Origin of the sequence: Bradyrhizobium sp. 31Argb (assembly GCF_043638955.1) — a bacterium.
Taxonomy (GTDB): domain Bacteria; phylum Pseudomonadota; class Alphaproteobacteria; order Rhizobiales; family Xanthobacteraceae; genus Bradyrhizobium.
Window position 1 is genome coordinate 1 of the sequence record NZ_JBEGDB010000054.1, and the last position, 18,006, is coordinate 18,006.

13 protein-coding genes and 1 pseudogene are annotated in these 18,006 nt (G+C 63.7%); 8 read left to right on the forward strand and 6 right to left on the reverse strand.

What is annotated here, in order from left to right; all coding sequences use genetic code 11:
- From AAFX91_RS13485 to AAFX91_RS13495, 3 genes and pseudogenes are all read left to right on the forward strand, one after another.
- Window positions 1-229, forward strand: a pseudogene (locus AAFX91_RS13485) (transposase); the annotation flags it as partial.
- A gap of 177 nt (window positions 230-406) precedes the next feature.
- On the forward strand, window positions 407-1,354 hold the full coding sequence (locus AAFX91_RS13490) for an AAA family ATPase (RefSeq protein WP_394566817.1): 948 nt from the start codon (window positions 407-409) through the stop codon (window positions 1,352-1,354).
- Between the two features lie 5 nt (window positions 1,355-1,359).
- On the forward strand, window positions 1,360-2,736 hold the full coding sequence (locus AAFX91_RS13495; RefSeq protein ID WP_130583305.1) for a VWA domain-containing protein: 1,377 nt from the start codon (window positions 1,360-1,362) through the stop codon (window positions 2,734-2,736).
- Between the two features lie 134 nt (window positions 2,737-2,870).
- Here the strand turns inward: AAFX91_RS13495 and AAFX91_RS13500 are convergent, their stop codons facing one another.
- Genes AAFX91_RS13500 through AAFX91_RS13510 form a run of 3 tightly spaced genes read right to left on the reverse strand, consistent with a single transcriptional unit; the run spans window position 2,871 to window position 6,936 of the window.
- Window positions 2,871-5,099 carry a molybdopterin cofactor-binding domain-containing protein gene (locus tag AAFX91_RS13500; RefSeq protein ID WP_394566818.1) on the reverse strand — a complete coding sequence of 743 codons (2,229 nt, stop codon included), beginning with the start codon at window positions 5,097-5,099 and terminating at the stop codon, window positions 2,871-2,873.
- Complete coding sequence (locus AAFX91_RS13505) at window positions 5,096-5,590, reverse strand: (2Fe-2S)-binding protein (RefSeq protein WP_130583306.1); 495 nt, start codon at window positions 5,588-5,590, stop codon at window positions 5,096-5,098. The genes AAFX91_RS13500 and AAFX91_RS13505 overlap by 4 nt, the downstream gene beginning before the upstream one ends.
- On the reverse strand, window positions 5,587-6,936 hold the full coding sequence (locus tag AAFX91_RS13510; RefSeq protein ID WP_130583307.1) for a cytochrome c: 1,350 nt from the start codon (window positions 6,934-6,936) through the stop codon (window positions 5,587-5,589). The genes AAFX91_RS13505 and AAFX91_RS13510 overlap by 4 nt, the downstream gene beginning before the upstream one ends.
- A 107-nt stretch (window positions 6,937-7,043) precedes the next feature.
- Here AAFX91_RS13510 and recQ point away from each other — a divergent pair, with 107 nt between their 5' ends.
- Together recQ and AAFX91_RS13520 are read left to right on the forward strand one after the other, a co-directional pair.
- Window positions 7,044-8,906 carry a DNA helicase RecQ gene (recQ, locus tag AAFX91_RS13515; protein ID WP_394566819.1) on the forward strand — a complete coding sequence of 621 codons (1,863 nt, stop codon included), beginning with the start codon at window positions 7,044-7,046 and terminating at the stop codon, window positions 8,904-8,906.
- A gap of 53 nt (window positions 8,907-8,959) precedes the next feature.
- Window positions 8,960-9,901: a metallophosphoesterase gene (locus tag AAFX91_RS13520; protein ID WP_130577431.1), complete on the forward strand. Its 942-nt coding sequence runs from the start codon at window positions 8,960-8,962 to the stop codon at window positions 9,899-9,901.
- A gap of 25 nt (window positions 9,902-9,926) precedes the next feature.
- Here the strand turns inward: AAFX91_RS13520 and AAFX91_RS13525 are convergent, their stop codons facing one another.
- Both AAFX91_RS13525 and AAFX91_RS13530 read right to left on the reverse strand, forming a co-directional pair.
- Entirely contained in the window at window positions 9,927-11,201 is a 1,275-nt protein-coding gene (locus AAFX91_RS13525; protein ID WP_130577430.1) for a S1C family serine protease, read from the reverse strand.
- 252 nt (window positions 11,202-11,453) lie between these two features.
- Complete coding sequence (locus AAFX91_RS13530) at window positions 11,454-12,467, reverse strand: 1-aminocyclopropane-1-carboxylate deaminase (protein ID WP_130577429.1); 1,014 nt, start codon at window positions 12,465-12,467, stop codon at window positions 11,454-11,456.
- 161 nt (window positions 12,468-12,628) lie between these two features.
- Here AAFX91_RS13530 and AAFX91_RS13535 point away from each other — a divergent pair, with 161 nt between their 5' ends.
- From AAFX91_RS13535 to AAFX91_RS13545, 3 genes are all read left to right on the forward strand, one after another.
- Window positions 12,629-13,093 (forward strand): Lrp/AsnC family transcriptional regulator, encoded by a 465-nt coding sequence (locus AAFX91_RS13535; RefSeq protein ID WP_130577428.1) that lies wholly within the window; start codon window positions 12,629-12,631, stop codon window positions 13,091-13,093.
- 150 nt (window positions 13,094-13,243) lie between these two features.
- A complete protein-coding gene (locus tag AAFX91_RS13540) occupies window positions 13,244-13,960 on the forward strand; it encodes a metallophosphoesterase family protein (protein WP_394566820.1) in 717 nt (238 codons plus the stop codon).
- 142 nt (window positions 13,961-14,102) lie between these two features.
- Window positions 14,103-14,663: a carboxymuconolactone decarboxylase family protein gene (locus tag AAFX91_RS13545; RefSeq protein WP_130577426.1), complete on the forward strand. Its 561-nt coding sequence runs from the start codon at window positions 14,103-14,105 to the stop codon at window positions 14,661-14,663.
- 13 nt (window positions 14,664-14,676) lie between these two features.
- Here the strand turns inward: AAFX91_RS13545 and AAFX91_RS13550 are convergent, their stop codons facing one another.
- Window positions 14,677-17,841 (reverse strand): ABC transporter substrate-binding protein, encoded by a 3,165-nt coding sequence (locus AAFX91_RS13550; protein WP_394566821.1) that lies wholly within the window; start codon window positions 17,839-17,841, stop codon window positions 14,677-14,679.
- Window positions 17,842-18,006: the final 165 nt, after the last annotated feature.

Below are 18,006 nucleotides of genomic sequence, written 5' to 3' on the forward strand. Positions count from 1 at the left end.
TGCCGATCAACCCATCCTCGAAGCCGTCTCGGCCAAACTGGAAGGCAAGACCGAGCGGCAAAAGAACGCGCACCCTAAAGGTTCACTGGCCTTCGCCGCTTGGGTCATTGCCCGTCTGGGCGGATGGGACGGCTACTATGGCAAGCCCGGGCCGAAAACGATGCGCCTGGGGCTCGAAGCCTTCCAGCGCATCAAATTTGGTACCAGTCTGGCGCTCCGCGATGTGTGAATCGGACAGCCGCAGGCGGGGCGAGGTGGAGCGGAGTTCGCTCCCCGATCGAGAACAAATATCGCTAGGCGGAAAATGCCGGAACCGGGCCTGCCCTCACGCAAACGAGCCTTGTGCTTTGCGGCCAAGGCAGGCAGAACAATCTGATGCACCAAGGCAAATCCGGAGCTTACATCGGTGGCTGACAATCGGCCTGCGGCCTCGATCGAGGCCGTCGAAAGCGGTCTCGCCGCGCAAGGCTATATCGCGAGCCGGCAAATCGCGACCGCGGTTTATCTGTCGCAAGAGATCGAGAAACCGATCCTGGTCGAAGGCCCCGCGGGCGTCGGCAAGACTGAGCTGGCGAAGGCGATCGCCACCTGGCGCGGCATGAAGATGATCCGCCTGCAGTGCTACGAGGGGCTCGATGAGGCCAAGGCGCTGTATGAGTGGAAGTATGCAAAACAGCTCCTCTATACGCAGATCTTGAAGGACAAGCTCGGTGAGGTGCTGGGCGGCGCGCAGACGCTGCATCAGGCGCTCGACCAGCTCCACGCCTTCGGCGATGTGTTCTTCTCCAAGGAATTCGTCGAGCCGCGGCCGCTGTTGCAAGCATTGGAGCAGCCGGCGGGCTGCGTGCTGCTGATCGACGAGATCGACAAATCGGACGCCGAGTTCGAGTCGCTGCTCCTCGAAATCCTCAGCGATTTCCAGGTCACCATTCCCGAGCTCGGTACGGTTTCGGCGATCGCGCCGCCGACCGTGATCCTGACCTCCAACAGCGAGCGCGATCTCGGCGACGCCCTGAAGCGGCGCTGCCTGCATCTGCATATCGGTTTCCCCGAACAGAAGCTGGAAGAGCGCATCGTCGAGAGCCGCGTGCCCGGCATCTCGCAGACGCTGCGCCGACAGATGGTCGGCTTTATTCATGAAATCCGCACCCTCGACCTGAAGAAGCTGCCGTCGGTGAGCGAGACCATCGACTGGGCGCGCGTGCTGGTGCTGCTGCAGGCGACCGAGCTCGACCACGAGATCGTCAGGGATACGCTGAACGTCCTGCTCAAATACGAGGCCGACATCGAGGCCGCGCGGCCGCAGTTCACCACCTTTATCGCCAAGGCGTCGCGGCAGGGCGTGTTCGGGTAGACGCCATGCGCGAGAACCTGCATCGGTTCCTTCGTGCCGCGCGCGGAGCCGGGGTCCGGGTCTCGCCCGCCGAAAGTATCGATGCGATGCGCGCGGTCTCAAAGGTCGGCTTTGCCGATCGCGGCGTTCTGCGCGACACCTTCCTGCTGACGCTCGCCAAGTCGCAGGACGAGAAGCGCGCGCTTGGCGAATGTTTTGATCTGTTCTTCAGCCAGCCCGAGCCGGCGCAGGATACGGCGGAAGAGAACAAGGCAGACAATTCGGAACAGGCGGATTCCGACGCCGGCTCCGATTCTTCGAGCGAAAGCGGCGGCGGCGAGCAAGCCGAGAATCTAGGCCCCCTCGCGCAGATGCTGCTGTCGCAGGATCGCAACGCGATATCGGCGGCGATCGCCAATGCCTCGGGCGCGGCCTCGCTTTCCAACATCCGATACTTCACCCAGCGCGGCATCTTCTCGGGCCGTATCCTGGACGCCATGGGCATCCAGCGCCTGCGCGACGATCTCGACAATCTGACCGCGACCAACCCGGCGCTGGCCGAACGGCTGCAGGCGGCGCTTGACGGATTGCGCGGCACCGTCCGCGACACGGTCTCGCAGGCGCTTCTGCTCTACGGCCGCGAGGAGACCGAGAACCTGCGCAACGAGATCCTGCGGAATGCGCCGCTCGCCCGGATCGAGCCGCGCCAGGTCGAGCAGATGCGCGCGCTGATCCGCCAGATCGCCCGCCGCCTGCGCGAACGCTACTCCAAACCGCGCAAGCGCCAGCGCCGCGGCCATCTCGACGTCCGCCGCACGCTGCGGCGAAACGCGGCCTGGGGCGGCGTGCCCTTCCTCACCGCCTGGAAGCGCAAGCACCGCGACCGGCCGAAGATCGTCGCGCTCTGCGACGTCTCCGGCTCGGTCGCGCGGGTGTCCGATTTCTTCCTGCTGTTGATCCACTCGCTGCACGAAGTGGTCGACGACGTCCGCTCTTTTGCCTTCTCCGGCCATCTGATCGAGGTGAGCGACATATTGGAGGAGAAATCGCCTGAGGCGGCGATGGCCGAGATCATGTCCAAGGTCGGCTTCGGCTCCTCCGACTACGGCAATTCGCTTGCCGATTTCGAGAAGGGCTGGATGGACGCGATCACGCCGCAGACCACCGTCATCGTGCTCGGCGATGCCCGCAGCAACAATCTCGATCCGCGCGCCGACATCCTGCGCCGCATCGCCGAGCGCTCGAAACGCCTGGTCTGGCTCAACCCCGAAGGACGCATGACCTGGGGCTTCGGCGATTCGGAGATGCCGCGTTACGCGACCTTCTGCAGCGTGGTACGCCAATGCGCCACCGCCCAACAGCTCGAGCGCGCAGTGTCCGATATCGTCGCGACGTATCAGTAGATCGGGCCTTGTAGCCCGGATGAAGCGAAGCGTAATGCGGGGTCTTTGCCGGCCGGCACGAGTGGTCCCGGATTGCGCTTCGCTCCATCCGGGCTACGGGCTGGCTGCACATGTGAGGCGAAGCCGGAGCAGCCTCACGCGTCGATCGCGTCCTTGATGCGTTTACGGGTCAGAGGCAGGTTGCGCAGGCGTTTGCCGGTGGCGTGGGCGATGGCGTTGGCGATCGAGGCTGCGGCGGGGCCCTGGCCGGTCTCGCCGCTGCCGAGGAACGGCTGGCCGGGGCGGTTGATGATGTGGACGTCGATGCGGTCAGGCACCGCGTCGAAGCGCAGGATCGGATAGGTCTGCCAATCGACGCTGGTGATCCGCGTGTCGTCGAAGCTCACGCTCTCATACAGCGTCCAGCTCATCGATTGCATGATCGCGCCCTCGATCTGGTTGGTCAGCCCGTCCGGATTGACAACCTGCCCGGAATCGACTGCTGCAACCGCGCGCAACAGCCGCGCGCGCCCGGTCTCGCTGACCACCTCGACTTCGGACGCGATGGCACAATAAGCCGCAAGGTTCTTGTAACGGGCGAAGGCAAAGCCGTAGCCGCGACCGGCTTGCGGTTTCTGATCCCGCCTCCAGCCAAATTCCTGCGCGGCCTTTTCGATGACATCGCGTCCGCGCCGATCCTCGAGATGCCGCAGGCGAAACTCGACCGGATCGGCGTCGGCGAGCCCCGCAAGCTCGTCCATGAAACTCTCGATCGAGAACACGTTGTGATAGGCGCCGAGCCCGCGCATCGCCGAAATCCGCAGCGGCATCGCCGGAATGAAGTGATGCACCACGCGCGCGTTGGCAAACGTGTAGAGCGGGATCGCGTTGCGATCGCCGCCGCCTTCCGGCAAGGGCAACGGTTTTGGCGGCGGAACGGCAAAGGCCTGCGCCATGTGCTGCGCGGCAAGCAGCGTGCCCGCATTGCCCGGCCGCATCGAATGGGTGTTGCTCCACACCGCGAAATTCCAGTCGGCGATGCGGCCATCGGCGTCGAGCGAGGCCTTCAGCTTCGTCACCATCGCCGGCCCGAACGGCTCCCAGGCGTGTTCCTGCTCGCGCATCCATTGCACGCGCACGGGCCGGTCCGGCAGCGCACGCGCGATCAAGGCGGCGTCGGCCGCGACATCGTCGGCGCCGTTATGGCCGTAGCAGCCGGAGCCCTCGACATGGATCAGGCGGACGCTCGCAGGCGGCATGCGCAGCATCTCCGCAATCGCCTGGCGGTCGGGGTACACGCCTTGGGTGTGCGTCCAGACCGTCATCGCGCCTTCGACGAAATGCGCCACGGCGCAGGATGGCCCGATCGAGCCATGCGACTGATAGGGACGGGTGTAAATGGCCTCAATGGTCTTTTGGCCGGAGACGGAAGGATCGCTGCGATTGAGGATTGTGGAACCCTGGGAGGGCAGGCTGGTGATCACATTGAGCAAATCATCCTGCTTCGGCAGGCTCGGGCTTTCCTTCCATTTCGTGGCGGCGGCGAGCGCGTTCATCGCCTTGACCGCCTGAAATTCCTTGTCCGCGACGACGGCGAGGAAATTGCCATCGCGCACGACCTTGACGACACCGGGCAGTTTCTCGACGGCCGAGCCATCGCATTCGACGAGCTGCGCGCCGCAGCTCGGCGGCCGCACCACGCGCGCATGCACCATGCCGGCCAGTCGCATGTCCTGCACATAGGCCTCACCGCCCGTGACCTTTGCCGGGATGTCCACGCGCGGCACCGGATGGCCCATGATCTTGAAGGTCGCGGGATCCTTCAATTTCGATTGCGCCTGCGCCTGCACATGGAGCATGTCGGCGGCAACCAGTTCACCGTAAGTGATCCGCCTGCCATCCGGATCGACGACCGCGCCGTTATCGGTCTTCAGGCTCTCGGCGGCGAGACCGAGCCGCCTCGCCGCCTCCGCGACCAGGAGTTCGCGCACCTGCGCGGCGGCGTTCAGGATCGCGGTGCCGGAATCCTGCATCGAGTGACTGCCTGCGGTATAGCCCTCATTGGCCGTGAGTTGCGTGTCCGCGGTGACGACGTGGATCGCTTCGAAGGGAACGTCGAGCTGTTCGGCGGCGATCTGCTGGAACGCCGTCTTGAATCCCTGCCCCAGTTCAGCCTTGCCGGTGAAGGCGGTGATGCGGCCATCGGCGTCGATGCGGAGCCACGAATCAAGATAGGGCGCGGTCGCGAGGCTGCCCGGACGCTTTGGTCCCGCAACCGCCGGCGCCCCTTCTTCCGCGAATGCGCGGCCTAGCGAGAAGCTGACGATGAGGGCGCCGCCACCCTGCAGCACGCGGCGGCGGTCGAGGATGACAGGCGCATTCATTGGCCGCTCCTCTCGTTTGCGGATGCATCCGCCGTATCCATCAGTCGCGCGGCGCGATGCACCGCGCGCAGGATGCGCATATGGGTGCCGCAACGGCAAAGATTCGGCTGCAACTCGGCACGGATCTCGGCGTCGGTCGGTTTTGGATTTCTGAGCAGCAGCGCCTGCGCCCGCATCATCATGCCGGCGATGCAATAGCCGCATTGCGCGGCCTGCTCTTCCATGAATGCGCGCTGGATCGGCGCCGGCGCGGACACGGTGCCGAGACCTTCCAGCGTCGTCACCTGCTTGCCTTCGAGCAGCAGCAGTGGCGTCACGCAGGACAGCACCGCCTTGCCATCGACGATGACGGTGCACGAGCCGCATTGGCCGAGCCCGCAGCCGAACTTGGCGGCGTTGAGTTTCAGATCGTCCCGAAGCACGTAGAGCAGCGGCGTATCGGGATCGGCATCGATATGATTTTCCTGGCCGTTGACCTTCAATGTCATCATGGCTGGTCTCGCTGCGAAGGGTCGGCCGGCGCATCGCGCGGGCCGGCGGACGTCTGGAGAAGCGCGGTCTGGGTGCGGCGCGCATCCGCAATGGTCTTTTCAACGTCGGCCCAGGGCGGCTCCTTGCTGAAGCGCGCGCGCAGGTAATTGAGGAGCGAAGCGACCTGCGCGTCGGTCATGCTGGCGGCGAAGCCCGGCATGATCGGACTGCGTTCGCCCGCCACCGCCGGGACGCCGGCCAAAATGATATTGGCGAGGTTGCGGGCATCGGGGCTCGTGACCGCGGTGCTCAGCGCAAGGTTGACGCCGCCATAGGGCAGCGGCCGGCCGGATTCATGGCAGGCAGCGCAGGCCGCAGCGTAGATCGCCCCACCCGTCGGGTCTCCTTGTGCAGGTGCCGATTCGGCTTGCGCGAGCACAGCAACGCGATTGCGTTCCGGCTTCGGCGCGCCGGAAACGTCGGCCATATAGATGGCGATGGCGCGCACGTCGCTGTCGGGCACCGTGGAAAGGTTGCTCACGACCTCCGCCATCGGCCCGCGTGCGGTGCCATGATCGGGATGCCAGCCATGGCGCAAATAAGCGTAAAGCGACTCCGCATTCCACGGCACCGGCGCATGCGCGCGGTCGTTAAGCGCATAAGCACGCCAGTTGTCAGCCTCGCCCCCGGCAAATTGCGCCCTCACGCGCTCGGCGCCCAGCGCATTGCGCGGCGTGTGGCAGGCGCCGCAATGGGCGAGGCCGTCGACCAGATAGGCGCCCCGGTTCCATTCGGCGCTCTTTGCCGGATCCGGCTGGAACGTCTCGCGGCGCAGGAACAGCAGTTTCCACCCCGCGATGATCGGCCGCTGGTCCAGCGGAAAAACGAGTTCGTTCCGCGGCGCCACGGCATGCACGGGCGGCCGCGTCATCAGGAACGCATACAGCGCCCGGTCGTCCTCGTCGGTGACATTGGTGAAGTGGTCATAGGGAAAGGTCGGATAGAGATGCTGGCCCTCGCGGTTGACGCCGGTGCTCATGGCACGCCCGAACGCAGCTTCCGACCATCGGCCGATGCCGGTCTGCGGATCCGGCGTGATGTTGGAGGAAAAGACCACGCCGAACGGGGTCGGCACCGGCAGGCCGCCGGCAAAATCCTGGCCGTCCCGCCGGGTGTGGCAGTTGTTGCAATTGCCGAGCGCGGCGAGTTCGCGGCCGCGCTTGACCACGGCTGGATCGAACGATGCCGGTGACGGCGGCTCGATCGCGGCGATTGCCGGCCGCCACACCATCGCAAAGGCCGCCGCCGCGCCCACAACCAGCGCGACAGCGACAATGCCTGCGATGATCCGTGGCGATCTCGCCATGCCGGCCATTTGAGTTTGTGGTTGGACCGTGTTTTAACACGGATATCCCGGCATCGTTCGCCGGCGGGGCCCCCGATCACCGCTTCTTGACTGCGTTTGAAACCGACATGGATTCTGTCCTCAACCGAGCGTCCGGCGACATCAGGGATGCGCTTGCCGTGCTCAATTCCGTGTTCGGCCTCACTGCGTTCCGGGGCGCGCAGGAAGAGATCGTCCGGCATGTGACCGATGGCGGCAATTGCCTGGTGCTGATGCCGACCGGCGGCGGCAAATCGCTCTGCTACCAGTTGCCGTCGCTGCTGCGCGAGGGCTGCGGCATCGTGGTCTCGCCGCTGATCGCGCTGATGCGGGACCAGGTCGCGGGCCTCACCGAGGCCGGCGTCAACGCGGCCGTGCTGAACTCGACGCTGTCGCCGCAGGAAGCAGGCGAAGTCGAGCGCCGGCTGATCGCGGGCGATCTCGATCTGCTCTATGTCGCGCCGGAGCGGCTGGTGACGCCGCGCTGCCTCGGCCTGCTGGCGCAGGCCAAGATCGCACTGTTTGCGATCGACGAGGCACATTGCGTCTCGCAATGGGGCCATGATTTCCGGCCGGAATATATCGGCCTTTCCGTGATCGCTGAGCGCTTTCCCGACGTGCCGCGGATGGCGCTCACCGCGACCGCCGACGAACTGACGCGCGAGGAGATCGCCGAACGGCTTTCGCTTGGCGACGCGCCGCGCTTTGTCTCGAGCTTCGACCGGCCGAACATCCGCTACGAGATCATCGACAAGGTGAATTCGATGACGCAGTTGAAGGCGTTCATCACCGAGCGCCATGCGGGCGAAGCCGGCGTGGTCTATTGCCTGTCGCGCGCCAAGGTGGAAGACGTCGCGGCCTCGCTCAGCGCGGCCGGCATCCCGGCGCTGCCTTATCACGCCGGGCTGGAGCCCAGCGTGCGCGCACGCAACCAGGATCGCTTCATCAACGAGGACGGCATCGTCATCGTCGCCACGGTTGCTTTCGGCATGGGCATCGACAAGCCGGACGTGCGCTTCGTCGCCCATCTCGATCTGCCCAAGAGCATCGAAGCCTATTACCAGGAGACCGGCCGCGCGGGACGGGACGGCAAGGCATCAAGCGCGTGGATGGCTTATGGCCTCTCCGACATCGTGCAGCAGCGCCGCATGATCGATGAGTCCACCGGCTCGGATGCCTATAAGCGCGTCTCGATCGGCAAGCTTGATTCGCTGGTGGCACTGGCGGAAACCGTGGGCTGCCGCAGGCGGCGCCTGCTGGCCTATTTCGGCGAGATGCAAAGGGAAGAGAATTGCGGCAATTGCGACAATTGCCTGTCGCCGCCGCGCGTGCGCGACGGCAAGATCCTGGCGCAGAAGATGCTGTCCTGCGTCTATCGCACCGGCCAGCGCTTCGGCGCCATGCACCTGATCGACGTGCTGGTCGGCCGCCTCACCGACCGCGTCAAGCAGTTCGGGCACGACCAGCTCTCGGTATTCGGCGTCGGCCGCGAGCTCAACGAGAAGCAGTGGCGCGCGGTGCTGCGCCAGCTTGTCGCCATGGGGCATCTTTGGGCCGACGGCGAGGCTTTCGGCGCGCTGAAGCTGACCGAGAGCGCGCGCGGCGTCCTTAAGGGCGAGACCGAGGTGCTGCTGCGCGAGCAGGCGGAAGGCGCGCGCAACCGCGCCATCCGGTCCAAGTCGCGGCGCGGCGAGCTTGCGCCTGTGGCGGCCGGCCAGGGCAAGGCCGCCAATCCCACGCTTCATGCCGCGCTGCGCGCCTGGCGTTCCGAGGTGGCGCGGCAGCGCAGCGTGCCCGCCTATGTCGTGCTGCACGATTCCACCATCGACGGCATCGCCGCCATGCGCCCGACGACGCTCGACCAGCTTCGCGGCATCGCCGGGATCGGCGACAAGAAGCTCGAGCATTACGGCGACGACCTGATCGCGCTGATACGGGCGACCGAAGGGTGAACGCCCGATCTCAGCGTTAGGCGGCGACATTCCCGTTTGCTATGGTGACAGCCATGCACGAATTGGGCCTTCAGGACTTGATCAAGCGGATCGGCGCCGAGCACGTCAGGCGGCGGCTCAACGACGAGACCGAGCATGAGGCGCAACTGTTCGGCCAGGGCACGCTGTTCTTCAACCTGGAGAACTCGTTGCTTGCGCCGGGCGTCATCGCAACGGCGCTGAAAATTGCGGGGCTATACGGCCGTGCGCGGCAGAACGCAGACCGCGTGTGCCTCAGGCGGAACGAGCTTGCCTCGACCGTGTTGCCCAAGAGCTTTGACGGTTTCACCATGCTGCATATCAGCGACCTGCACGCCGACATGAGTGCCGGCGCCATGCGGCGGCTGCCCGGCATGGTCGCAAACCTCGCCTACGACATTTGCGTCCTGACCGGCGACTATCGCGGCCAGACCTTTGGTCCCTTCGACAAGAGCCTCGACTATCTTGCGCCGGTGATCGCGGCGCTGAAGCCGCCGGTGTACGGCATCCTTGGCAATCACGACACGATCCGAATGACGCCGGCGTTGGAAGCGATGGGAATCCGGATGCTGTTCAACGAGTGCGAGGTGATCCGGCGCGGCGATCAAGCGATCTATCTCGCCGGCGTCGACGATGCGCATTTCTATCGCGCCGACGACATCGGCAAGGCCGCCGCGCCGATTCCCGGCGACGCCTTCTCGATCCTGCTTTCGCATACGCCGGAAGTGTACCGGGCGGCGGCGGCCGCAAGCTTCGACCTGATGCTGAGCGGGCATACCCATGGCGGCCAGCTCTGCCTGCCCGGCGGCATCGCGATCAAGCTGGAAGCAAGGCTGCCGCGTGCCTTCGGCGCCGGCGCCTGGAGTTACGGCAAGATGGCCGGCTACACCTCGGTCGGCGCCGGCACCAGCCTGCTGCCGGTCCGCCTCAACTGCCCGCCGGAGATTACGCTGCACACGCTGCGACGCGCGGCATGACGCGCCATAGGCGGGCGTGCCTGCGTCAACGAGCCGCCTTCTTCGCCCTCGCGCTCTCGCTCGCGGTGCAGGAGATCAGGAGCGTGTAGCCGCGGGCGGCTTTCGCGATCTCGGCGGTTTCCTTGTTCGGGTCACGTTGTGTGGTGGCACGATACGCCACCGCGCTGTTGTCGAGGAAATCCTTGAGGGCACCGGTCTTGATGGCGAAGTTGATGTTCTCGGGAATGTTGCCGGTCGCCTGCGCCACCTTGATCGCATCGAGCTTGCCCGAGACTACGCCGACCAGGGCGCCGGTGAAGTCGAGCAGCGGACCGCCGCTGTTTCCTGGCTGCACCGCGGCGCTGATCTGCAGAAAGCGGGTGTCGTTGAACATGCCGCTCATCGAACTGACGATGCCGGTGGTGACGGTGAAATCCGACGTCAACAGCCCGTGATAGGGATAGCCGATCGCAATCACGCCGTCTCCGGTTTGCACCGAATACTCCCGGATGGTCGCGACCTCCTTGAACGGGCTCGGTGCCTGTAGCAGCGCCAGGTCATTGGTTTCGTCGCTCGAGACCAACCGTAGCTTGATCGGCGCTTCGCCGCCGAGATTGCCGTTGATCTCGTCGCAGCCACTGATGACGTGGTTGTTGGTGACGATGTGTCCGTTGCCGCTGACCACAAAGCCGGTGCCGGTCTTGTTGACGGGCTTGGCCTGCTTCGGCGGCGCGGCACTGGGCTGCGCCGGCGCAGCCGTCGACGGTGCGGCGGCCTGCTTCGGCGGTGCGACCGCGAACTCACCGGCATTGGCGAGCCCGTTCTTCCTGACGCTTTCGACGCAAGTGACCAGCGCGGGCAATAGCTGCGCGGTCTGGTTCAGGTTGAACTGGAAGAGCTGGCCCTCGGCGAACGCGCTCATCGTCCGCGCCTTGCGAAATTGATTGATCAGCGACGAATTGAGCGGCATGTCGACCGCCACAAGCTGTGCCCCAAGCGGCCGCCCATACACGTTGAAGGGCTGCTCGCCGTCAAAGGTCAGCGTCATCGGAAAGGATTCGCCGGCCGTCAACCGCCAGCCTTGATGGGAAAATCCCAGGCGCCAATTGCCGCGGGCGTCGATCAGGACCAGAAAATAGATACCGCTCTGGTAGGAGGCACCGGCGGCGCAATGAGTGAAGTTGCCGCTGTTGTCGTCGGTATAGGCGCCGCCCTGCCAGTTGCCTATCGTGATCGAGCCATACGGCCCGCGCGCATGCGACGACGTCACGGACAAAACAACGCACGCGGCCGCGACGACCGCGCTGATCGCAAATCTCATACTTCACTCCCCAGCCAGGGCCCCATCATAGGAAGCTTCGGAACTCATCCGCAAGCTGCACGCGAACGTCGACTGTCGGGCGGCGCAGCCACGCTTAATGTTCCCATTTTGTTCTTAGTGCAAAATCTCGTCAACCACAAAGTGAGGAGCCGTAGGGTGGGCAAAGGCGCACTTGCGCCGTGCCCACCATCAACACTCCGCTCGAAAGGGTGGGCACGCTTCGCTTTGCCCACCCTACGGCTCTCCGTCGCGTCACCCATTTCGGAACGTGTACGCATAACCGTTGATTGCCGGCGCGCCGCCGAGATGGGCGTAGAGCACTTTCGAGCCGGCCGGAAAGAAGCCCTTCTGCACGAGGTCGATCATGCCCTGCATGGATTTGCCCTCGTAGACGGGATCGGTGATCATGCCTTCCAGCCGCGCGCAGAGCCGGATCGCCTCTTTGGTCGCGTCCGACGGCACGCCGTAAGCCGGATAGGCGTAATCTTCGAGCAGCACCACATCGTCTTCGACGATATCACGGCCGAGCTCGACGAGATCGGCAGTGTTCCGCGCAATCGAAAGCACCTGCGCCTTCGTCTGCGCCGGCGTGAAGGAGGCATCGATGCCGATCACGTTTCGCGCGCGGCCGTCGGCGGCGAAGCCGACCAGCATGCCGGCATGGGTCGAGCCGGTCACGGTGCAGACCACGATATAGTCGAAGCTGAAGCCGAGCTCCTTCTCCTGCGCCCGCACCTCCTCGGCGAAGCCGACATAGCCGAGCCCGCCATATTTGTGCACGGAGGCGCCGGCCGGGATCGCATAGGGCTTGCCGCCCTTGGCCTTCACCTCCTCGATCGCCTGCTCCCAGCTCTTGCGGATGCCAATGTCAAAGCCGTCGTCGACCAGGCGCACATCGGCGCCCATCACGCGGCTGAGCAGGATGTTGCCGACGCGGTCATAGACCGCATCCTCGTGCGGCACCCAGCTTTCCTGCACCAGGCGGCACTTCATGCCGATCTTGGCGGCGACGGCCGCAACCATGCGGGTGTGGTTCGACTGCACGCCGCCGATCGACACCAGCGTGTCGGCGTTGGACGCGATCGCATCGGGGATGATGTATTCGAGTTTGCGCAATTTGTTGCCGCCGAAGGCGAGCCCCGAATTGCAGTCCTCGCGCTTGGCAAAGATCTCGACCTTGCCACCGAGATGTTTCGAAAGCCGCTCCAGCTTCTCGATATGCGTCGGCCCGAAGGTGAGCGGATAGCGCGCGAATTTTTCCAGCATCGTGGTCCCCGTTGATGGCATGGTCTCGATGCGGATTCCTAGCACCGGCCGGCCGAAAGGTGCTCTCTATTTCGACTGGGCACTTTATGCTCTATTACGCCAAACCTGCGCTAGTACCGCCAGTTCTCTCACGAATATGCGAAGTAATGAAAGAATCTTCCATGACTGCCGGGCTCGATCGCATCGACCTCAAGATCCTGCGATTGCTGCAGAAGAACGGCCGGTTGAGCAACGCCGAACTGGCCGACAAGGCCGGCGTCAGCCCTGCCACCTGTCATCGCCGCACCCAGCGCCTGTTCGAGGAAGGTTTCGTGAGGGAAGTCCGCGCGATCGTCGCCCCGCGCAAGGTCGACAAGGGCGCGCTTGTCATGGTCGGCGTCGTGCTCGATCGCTCCACGCCTGAAAGCTTTGCTTCCTTCGAGCAGGCGATCGCGAAACTCAAATTCGTTCTCGACTGTCACCTCGTCGCCGGCGACTTCGACTACTTCCTGAAAATCCGCGTCGGCGACATGGAAGACTTCAACCGCATCCACGGCGAACAATTGATCGCGCTGCCGGGCGTCCGGCAGACGCGAACATTCTTCGTGATGAAGGAGGTGGTGGACAATGCACCGCTGGAGTTTTGACCGTCTACGACGTCGGGCTTGGCTGCAGAACTTAAGCCATTCGCTCGAGGCCCTAAGAAACTTACACGTTATGGAACATTCCCAAGAAATATTTGCATGGCGAGTGCCGGTCCGTGGTGCCAAGTATTAGACGTTTGATGGAGATTCAGCATGCCTAAGCGTCTCACCTTCGCGATTGGAGACGTCCACGGGTGTTTCGACGAACTGAGATCGTTGATCCGCTTCTGCAGCAAATGCGCTGAAGATGCCGACCACGACTTTGTGCTGCTGGGCGACTATGTCGACCGAGGTCCGGCGTCGCGGGAGGTGATCGCCTATCTGATGCGCGAGCAGGCCGCCGCGCCGTCCAGATTTCGCTGCCTGCGCGGAAATCACGACGACATGCTTATGATGGCGGCCAAGCGCGACCGCTCGGACGCCGAGCTGATTCAATGGTGGTCGAACGGCGGCGAGGCCACGCTGGCGGCTTACGGCGTCGACGATCCCTGCGATATCCCGCCGGACCATCTCGCCTGGATCAAGGCGCTGCCCCTCTCTTTTCACGACCATGATCGGTTCTTCGTTCATGCCGGCGTGCGCCCGGACGTCCCGCTCGACGCGCAATCCGAGCGCGACATGCTCTGGATCCGGGGACCGTTCCTGTCCTCGGAGGATTGGCACGGCGCGTTCGTGGTCCATGGCCACACGCCGACCGACACCAGCAGGCCGGATCTTCGCAGCAATCGCGTCAATCTCGACACCGGGGCCTGCTTCGGCGGTCCGCTCACTGCTGCAGCTTTCGGTCCGCACGACATGCGGCCGCTCTATTTCCTGGCCAGCGACGGCTTGCGGTTCACACTGACGCCGCGTCGCGGCGGTCAGACTTAAGGCAAATCGCCGACAAATTTGGAAGCCGAATCGGCCGCATCTCGCCCGATCGCATGTCACGGCAACTTCACTTGCTTCGTGCCGCCACGCAGGCCACCCTCAAATCTTCTTTTGGATTTTCATCAGAGAGAGGGGCTTTACCGTGCGCCTTCCCATCCTCGATCCGACCGAGCTGACCGACGAGCAGAAGCCGCTCTATGACGACATGCGCAAGGGCATCGAACGCCATTTCAAGGGCTTCGTGAACATGCGCGCCGACGGCGCGCTGCTCGGCCCCTGGAATCCCTGGCTGCGCGAGCCGAGGTTCGGCAAACCGGTGTGGGATCTGGTGAAGGCCGTCGCCTCGAACCCGCTGCTGCCGGCACCGGTGCGCGAGGTCGCGATCCTCGTCACCGGATCGCATTTCCGCTCGGGCTATGAGCTCTATGCCCACGTGCTGGTCGCCGAGGCGCGCGGCCTCTCCGACGAGAAGCTCGCCACCATCGTCGCCGGCCAGCGCCCGCTCGACCTGACGCGGCAGGAGGCGGTCGCCTATGACATGGCCTCGGCGCTGGTGAACGGTGGCGTGCTGCCGGAATTGACCTATCGCGCTGCCCTGCAGGAGTTCGGCGAGCACGGTGCAGCCGAGCTGTCCTATCTCGTCGGCATCTACGCCATGGTCTCCGTCACGCTGAACACGTTCGACGTGCCGGTGCCGGACTAGGACGCGCGCCTGGCTAAGCCGATGCCTTTGCCGAGCACATTGCAAGCAGCGACTTTGCAACTGGATCATCGGGGAAGGCAGTCAAGATATCTTCGTAGCGGCGGGCGGCTTGATCGAATTCACTTCGCTCGAAATGTAACGAGGCTTCCCATGTCAAATCGCACAGTCTGGTTGCATTGTCCCGCGCCTTGAGCTCCGGATCGTCGCTGGCCCTGATGCCCAGAAGCTCATAGATCATGAACTCCCGCTTGCGACCCTTGACCTGAACCTTTCTGATCGGCCTTGCCACGATTTCCGGCCCGACGGCCTCGACCACGCTGTCGCTGATGCAGATCGTGGTCCCGAAATTCTTGTTGATGCCCTCCAGTCGTGCGGCAACGTTCACCCCATCTCCCATGACGGTGTAGCTGAGCCGCTCGCTTGAACCGACGTTGCCGACGAGCACCTCAGCGCAATGCAGCCCGACCCGAAGATGCAACGACGGTCGCCCCTGCTTACTCCAGTCCGCATTGAGCTGTTCCATTCGCCTCGTCGCCCGCATCGCGCCGCAGCAGCCACGCAACACATCGTCGTCGCGATGGATCGGAGCGCCCCAGAACGCCATGATGCCGTCACCGATGAACTTATCGACCGTGCCGGACTCCTCCGCTATCGCCTGCGAGACGACTTCAAAATAGTGCGAAAGTTGCGCGAGTAGATCATTCGGCGCCATTTGCTCCGACAGGGTGGAAAAGTCCTTCAAGTCGGTGAAAAGCACCGTCATGAAACGCTGTTCGACACCGAGCGTCAGCGGGGTTCCCGTCTTGATCAGATTCCTGACTATGCCCATCGGCACGAACGAAGAGAAGGAGCGCAGCGACGTCTCGAACAACTTGACGGCGGCTTGGAGTTCCTTGATCTCCTTGATCTTTGATGGCGTCGCGACCCCGTATGAGAACGTCAGGTCCTCGACTGACCGCAAGTCCCGCGACACGCATTCGATCGGCCGTGACAATCTGCGGGAGAAGAAATAGATCAGCAGCAACTCGATGCCGGTGAGAGCAACGATCAGGGCGACCATCTGCTTGTTCGTTCGCTTGAGGGTTCCGATGAAATCATCGGTCGGCGTCAGGGTGATGACCTCCCATGGTTTGCCGAAACTTCCAGGAACGCGGGCAAATGAGGCGCTGATTTCTTCGCCGCCCTGCGGCGAGCGGAAGAGGAAGTCGTCGCGATTGGTATCGCTCTGTAGCCGATGGGCTTCACGTACGTTGCCGTCGTCAATCGTATCCAGCCTGGCCATTTCCAGGCGGTCGTTCTCCAGTCTCACGCCTTTCTTCGGGTCGGGATAGGCGATGATCGTGCCCTCGGTCGGATTGGCGATCACAGTGGTGCTGTGGGGGCTGGCGCGGTGGCTGGTGAGAAACTGCGACAGCACGTTGAGCGTGATATTTGCGGAAGCACAGCCGACGAACGCATCGTCCTTGACAACAGGCACTCTCAGAATGATGACCGGAAAGCCGGTGTCTGGATTCGGCCGAGGCCCCTCGATGATCAGTGCGCGGCTATCCTTCGCCGCTTGGTAGCCCGCGAGGGTCCTGATGTCCTCGATTGTCGGAAGGTCATAATTCCCTACGACGTGAGGCCACGTATCGTAGAACGTGCGGTGTCGGACCCGTCGCGGTGAGCCGGAGAAGCTGTCGATACAGGCGGAATGCCAGTTCGCTGTCGCTGGAATTTTGGGATCGGAGCGCCGGCGGTCATCGTCGATCCGGGTCACAACGCGATGATAGCCATCCTCCAAACTGACATAGACCGCGTCGATCTGCGGCGCCGACGTGAGCGCTTTGAAGAGCAACTCGCGGCTCTCCTCCTTCTTGAAGGCCTCGGGATCCTCCGCGGCGAAGGAGGCGAGCAACTCGAGCGTGGCCGCGACCGGATTGATCAGGCTTCGCGCGTCATCCATGCTAGCCCGCCTGGTCTTGGCCACGACGTCGTTCAGCGTCGCATTGATCGTGGCCGAGTTTTGCCAGTAGTTGTAGGCGAGGATGAATATCAGCGCGGGAATGCTGAGGAGGACGAACAATCCCGACATCGCCGCGCTCAGTCGCAGCGCACCGACTGCGCGCGCAATCCGGCGATAAAGGATCCGGCCCAGCAGGATCGCGACAACGACCGCACGGAACGCCCACACTCTCGGATCTCGCATCTGCGATCGCCATGTTTCATCGTCAGACGCATAGATCAGCCCTTCCGCGAGTTTCGCTTCACGCAACATGCCGAGGTCGACATAAGCGCGAGCGATGGCGTTCCAGCGCGCGGTACTCTGATGACCGATTGCCGTGAGATGCGGCTCGATCAGCAGCTCGGTCCGTGTTGCCTCGAACAGGAGCGCCTTCTGACTTTTTTGCGCGGAGTACTTGCGTCGTATCAGATCGGCGATCTCCTCCTTGTGGGCGAGCGCATAGGCCCACCCCTTCAAGCTTGCCGCGCGAAACGCTGCTGCGCGCTCGGGATGTTCTACAATCTGGCGCCTTGAGGTGCAGAGGTTGTCACCGTAAAAGTCGAACCCGTAGGCGCGCGGCGAGAAGGCCATATAAGGCGTGCCGTACTCTTCGAACAGGTACGGCTCATTGGTGCTGTAGGCAACCATCGCATCGGCCCTGCCGCTGAGCAGATCACGCGGATTCCCGGAGTGGGTGATGCGGGGAAGGTCCGCATAGCTGACCCCCTCGTGCTTCAGCATCGCCGCGATATCATCGCTGCCGGGGGCATCCATCAAAGCGTGGCCCTTCAACTCGGACACTGCATGGATGCCGGCGCGGTGCAGCACCAGGATGATCGCCGCGGAGTGCTGAAAGATCACGGCGAGGACGACATTGTTGGCGCGTTCGGCGCTATTGACGAGCACGCTGGTCGTGCACACGCCAAAGTCGGCAGCGCCTTTGGCCACTTCGAGGCCCGCATCGATGCCAGGACCGCCCTCGCGAACCGAGACATCGAGGCCATTGTCGCGATAGAATCCTTGCTCGACCGCGGCGTAATACCCGGCGAACTGGAACTGATGTTTCCACTTCAGTTGCAGCGACACCTGTTCGAGCGCGAGGGCCGGCGTGACCCGACCGAAGACAAGTCCTGCCATGAGGCACAGCGCGAACAACACGTCGCGCCCATGACGCAACATTTGCGGTGCGGACATGTCGAGCCCTGCGCTCATATGTCAGCCTCGCAGGCAATGCCTGCCCTTCAGTCGCGAATTTGCCTCATATAGGCAAGTCTTGAGACAGCAAAGTCTGCATCAAGCCATGCGGCACATCAAGCAAAGCGAGCTGGTGAGGCCGACCCAACACCTTATGGCAGCGCA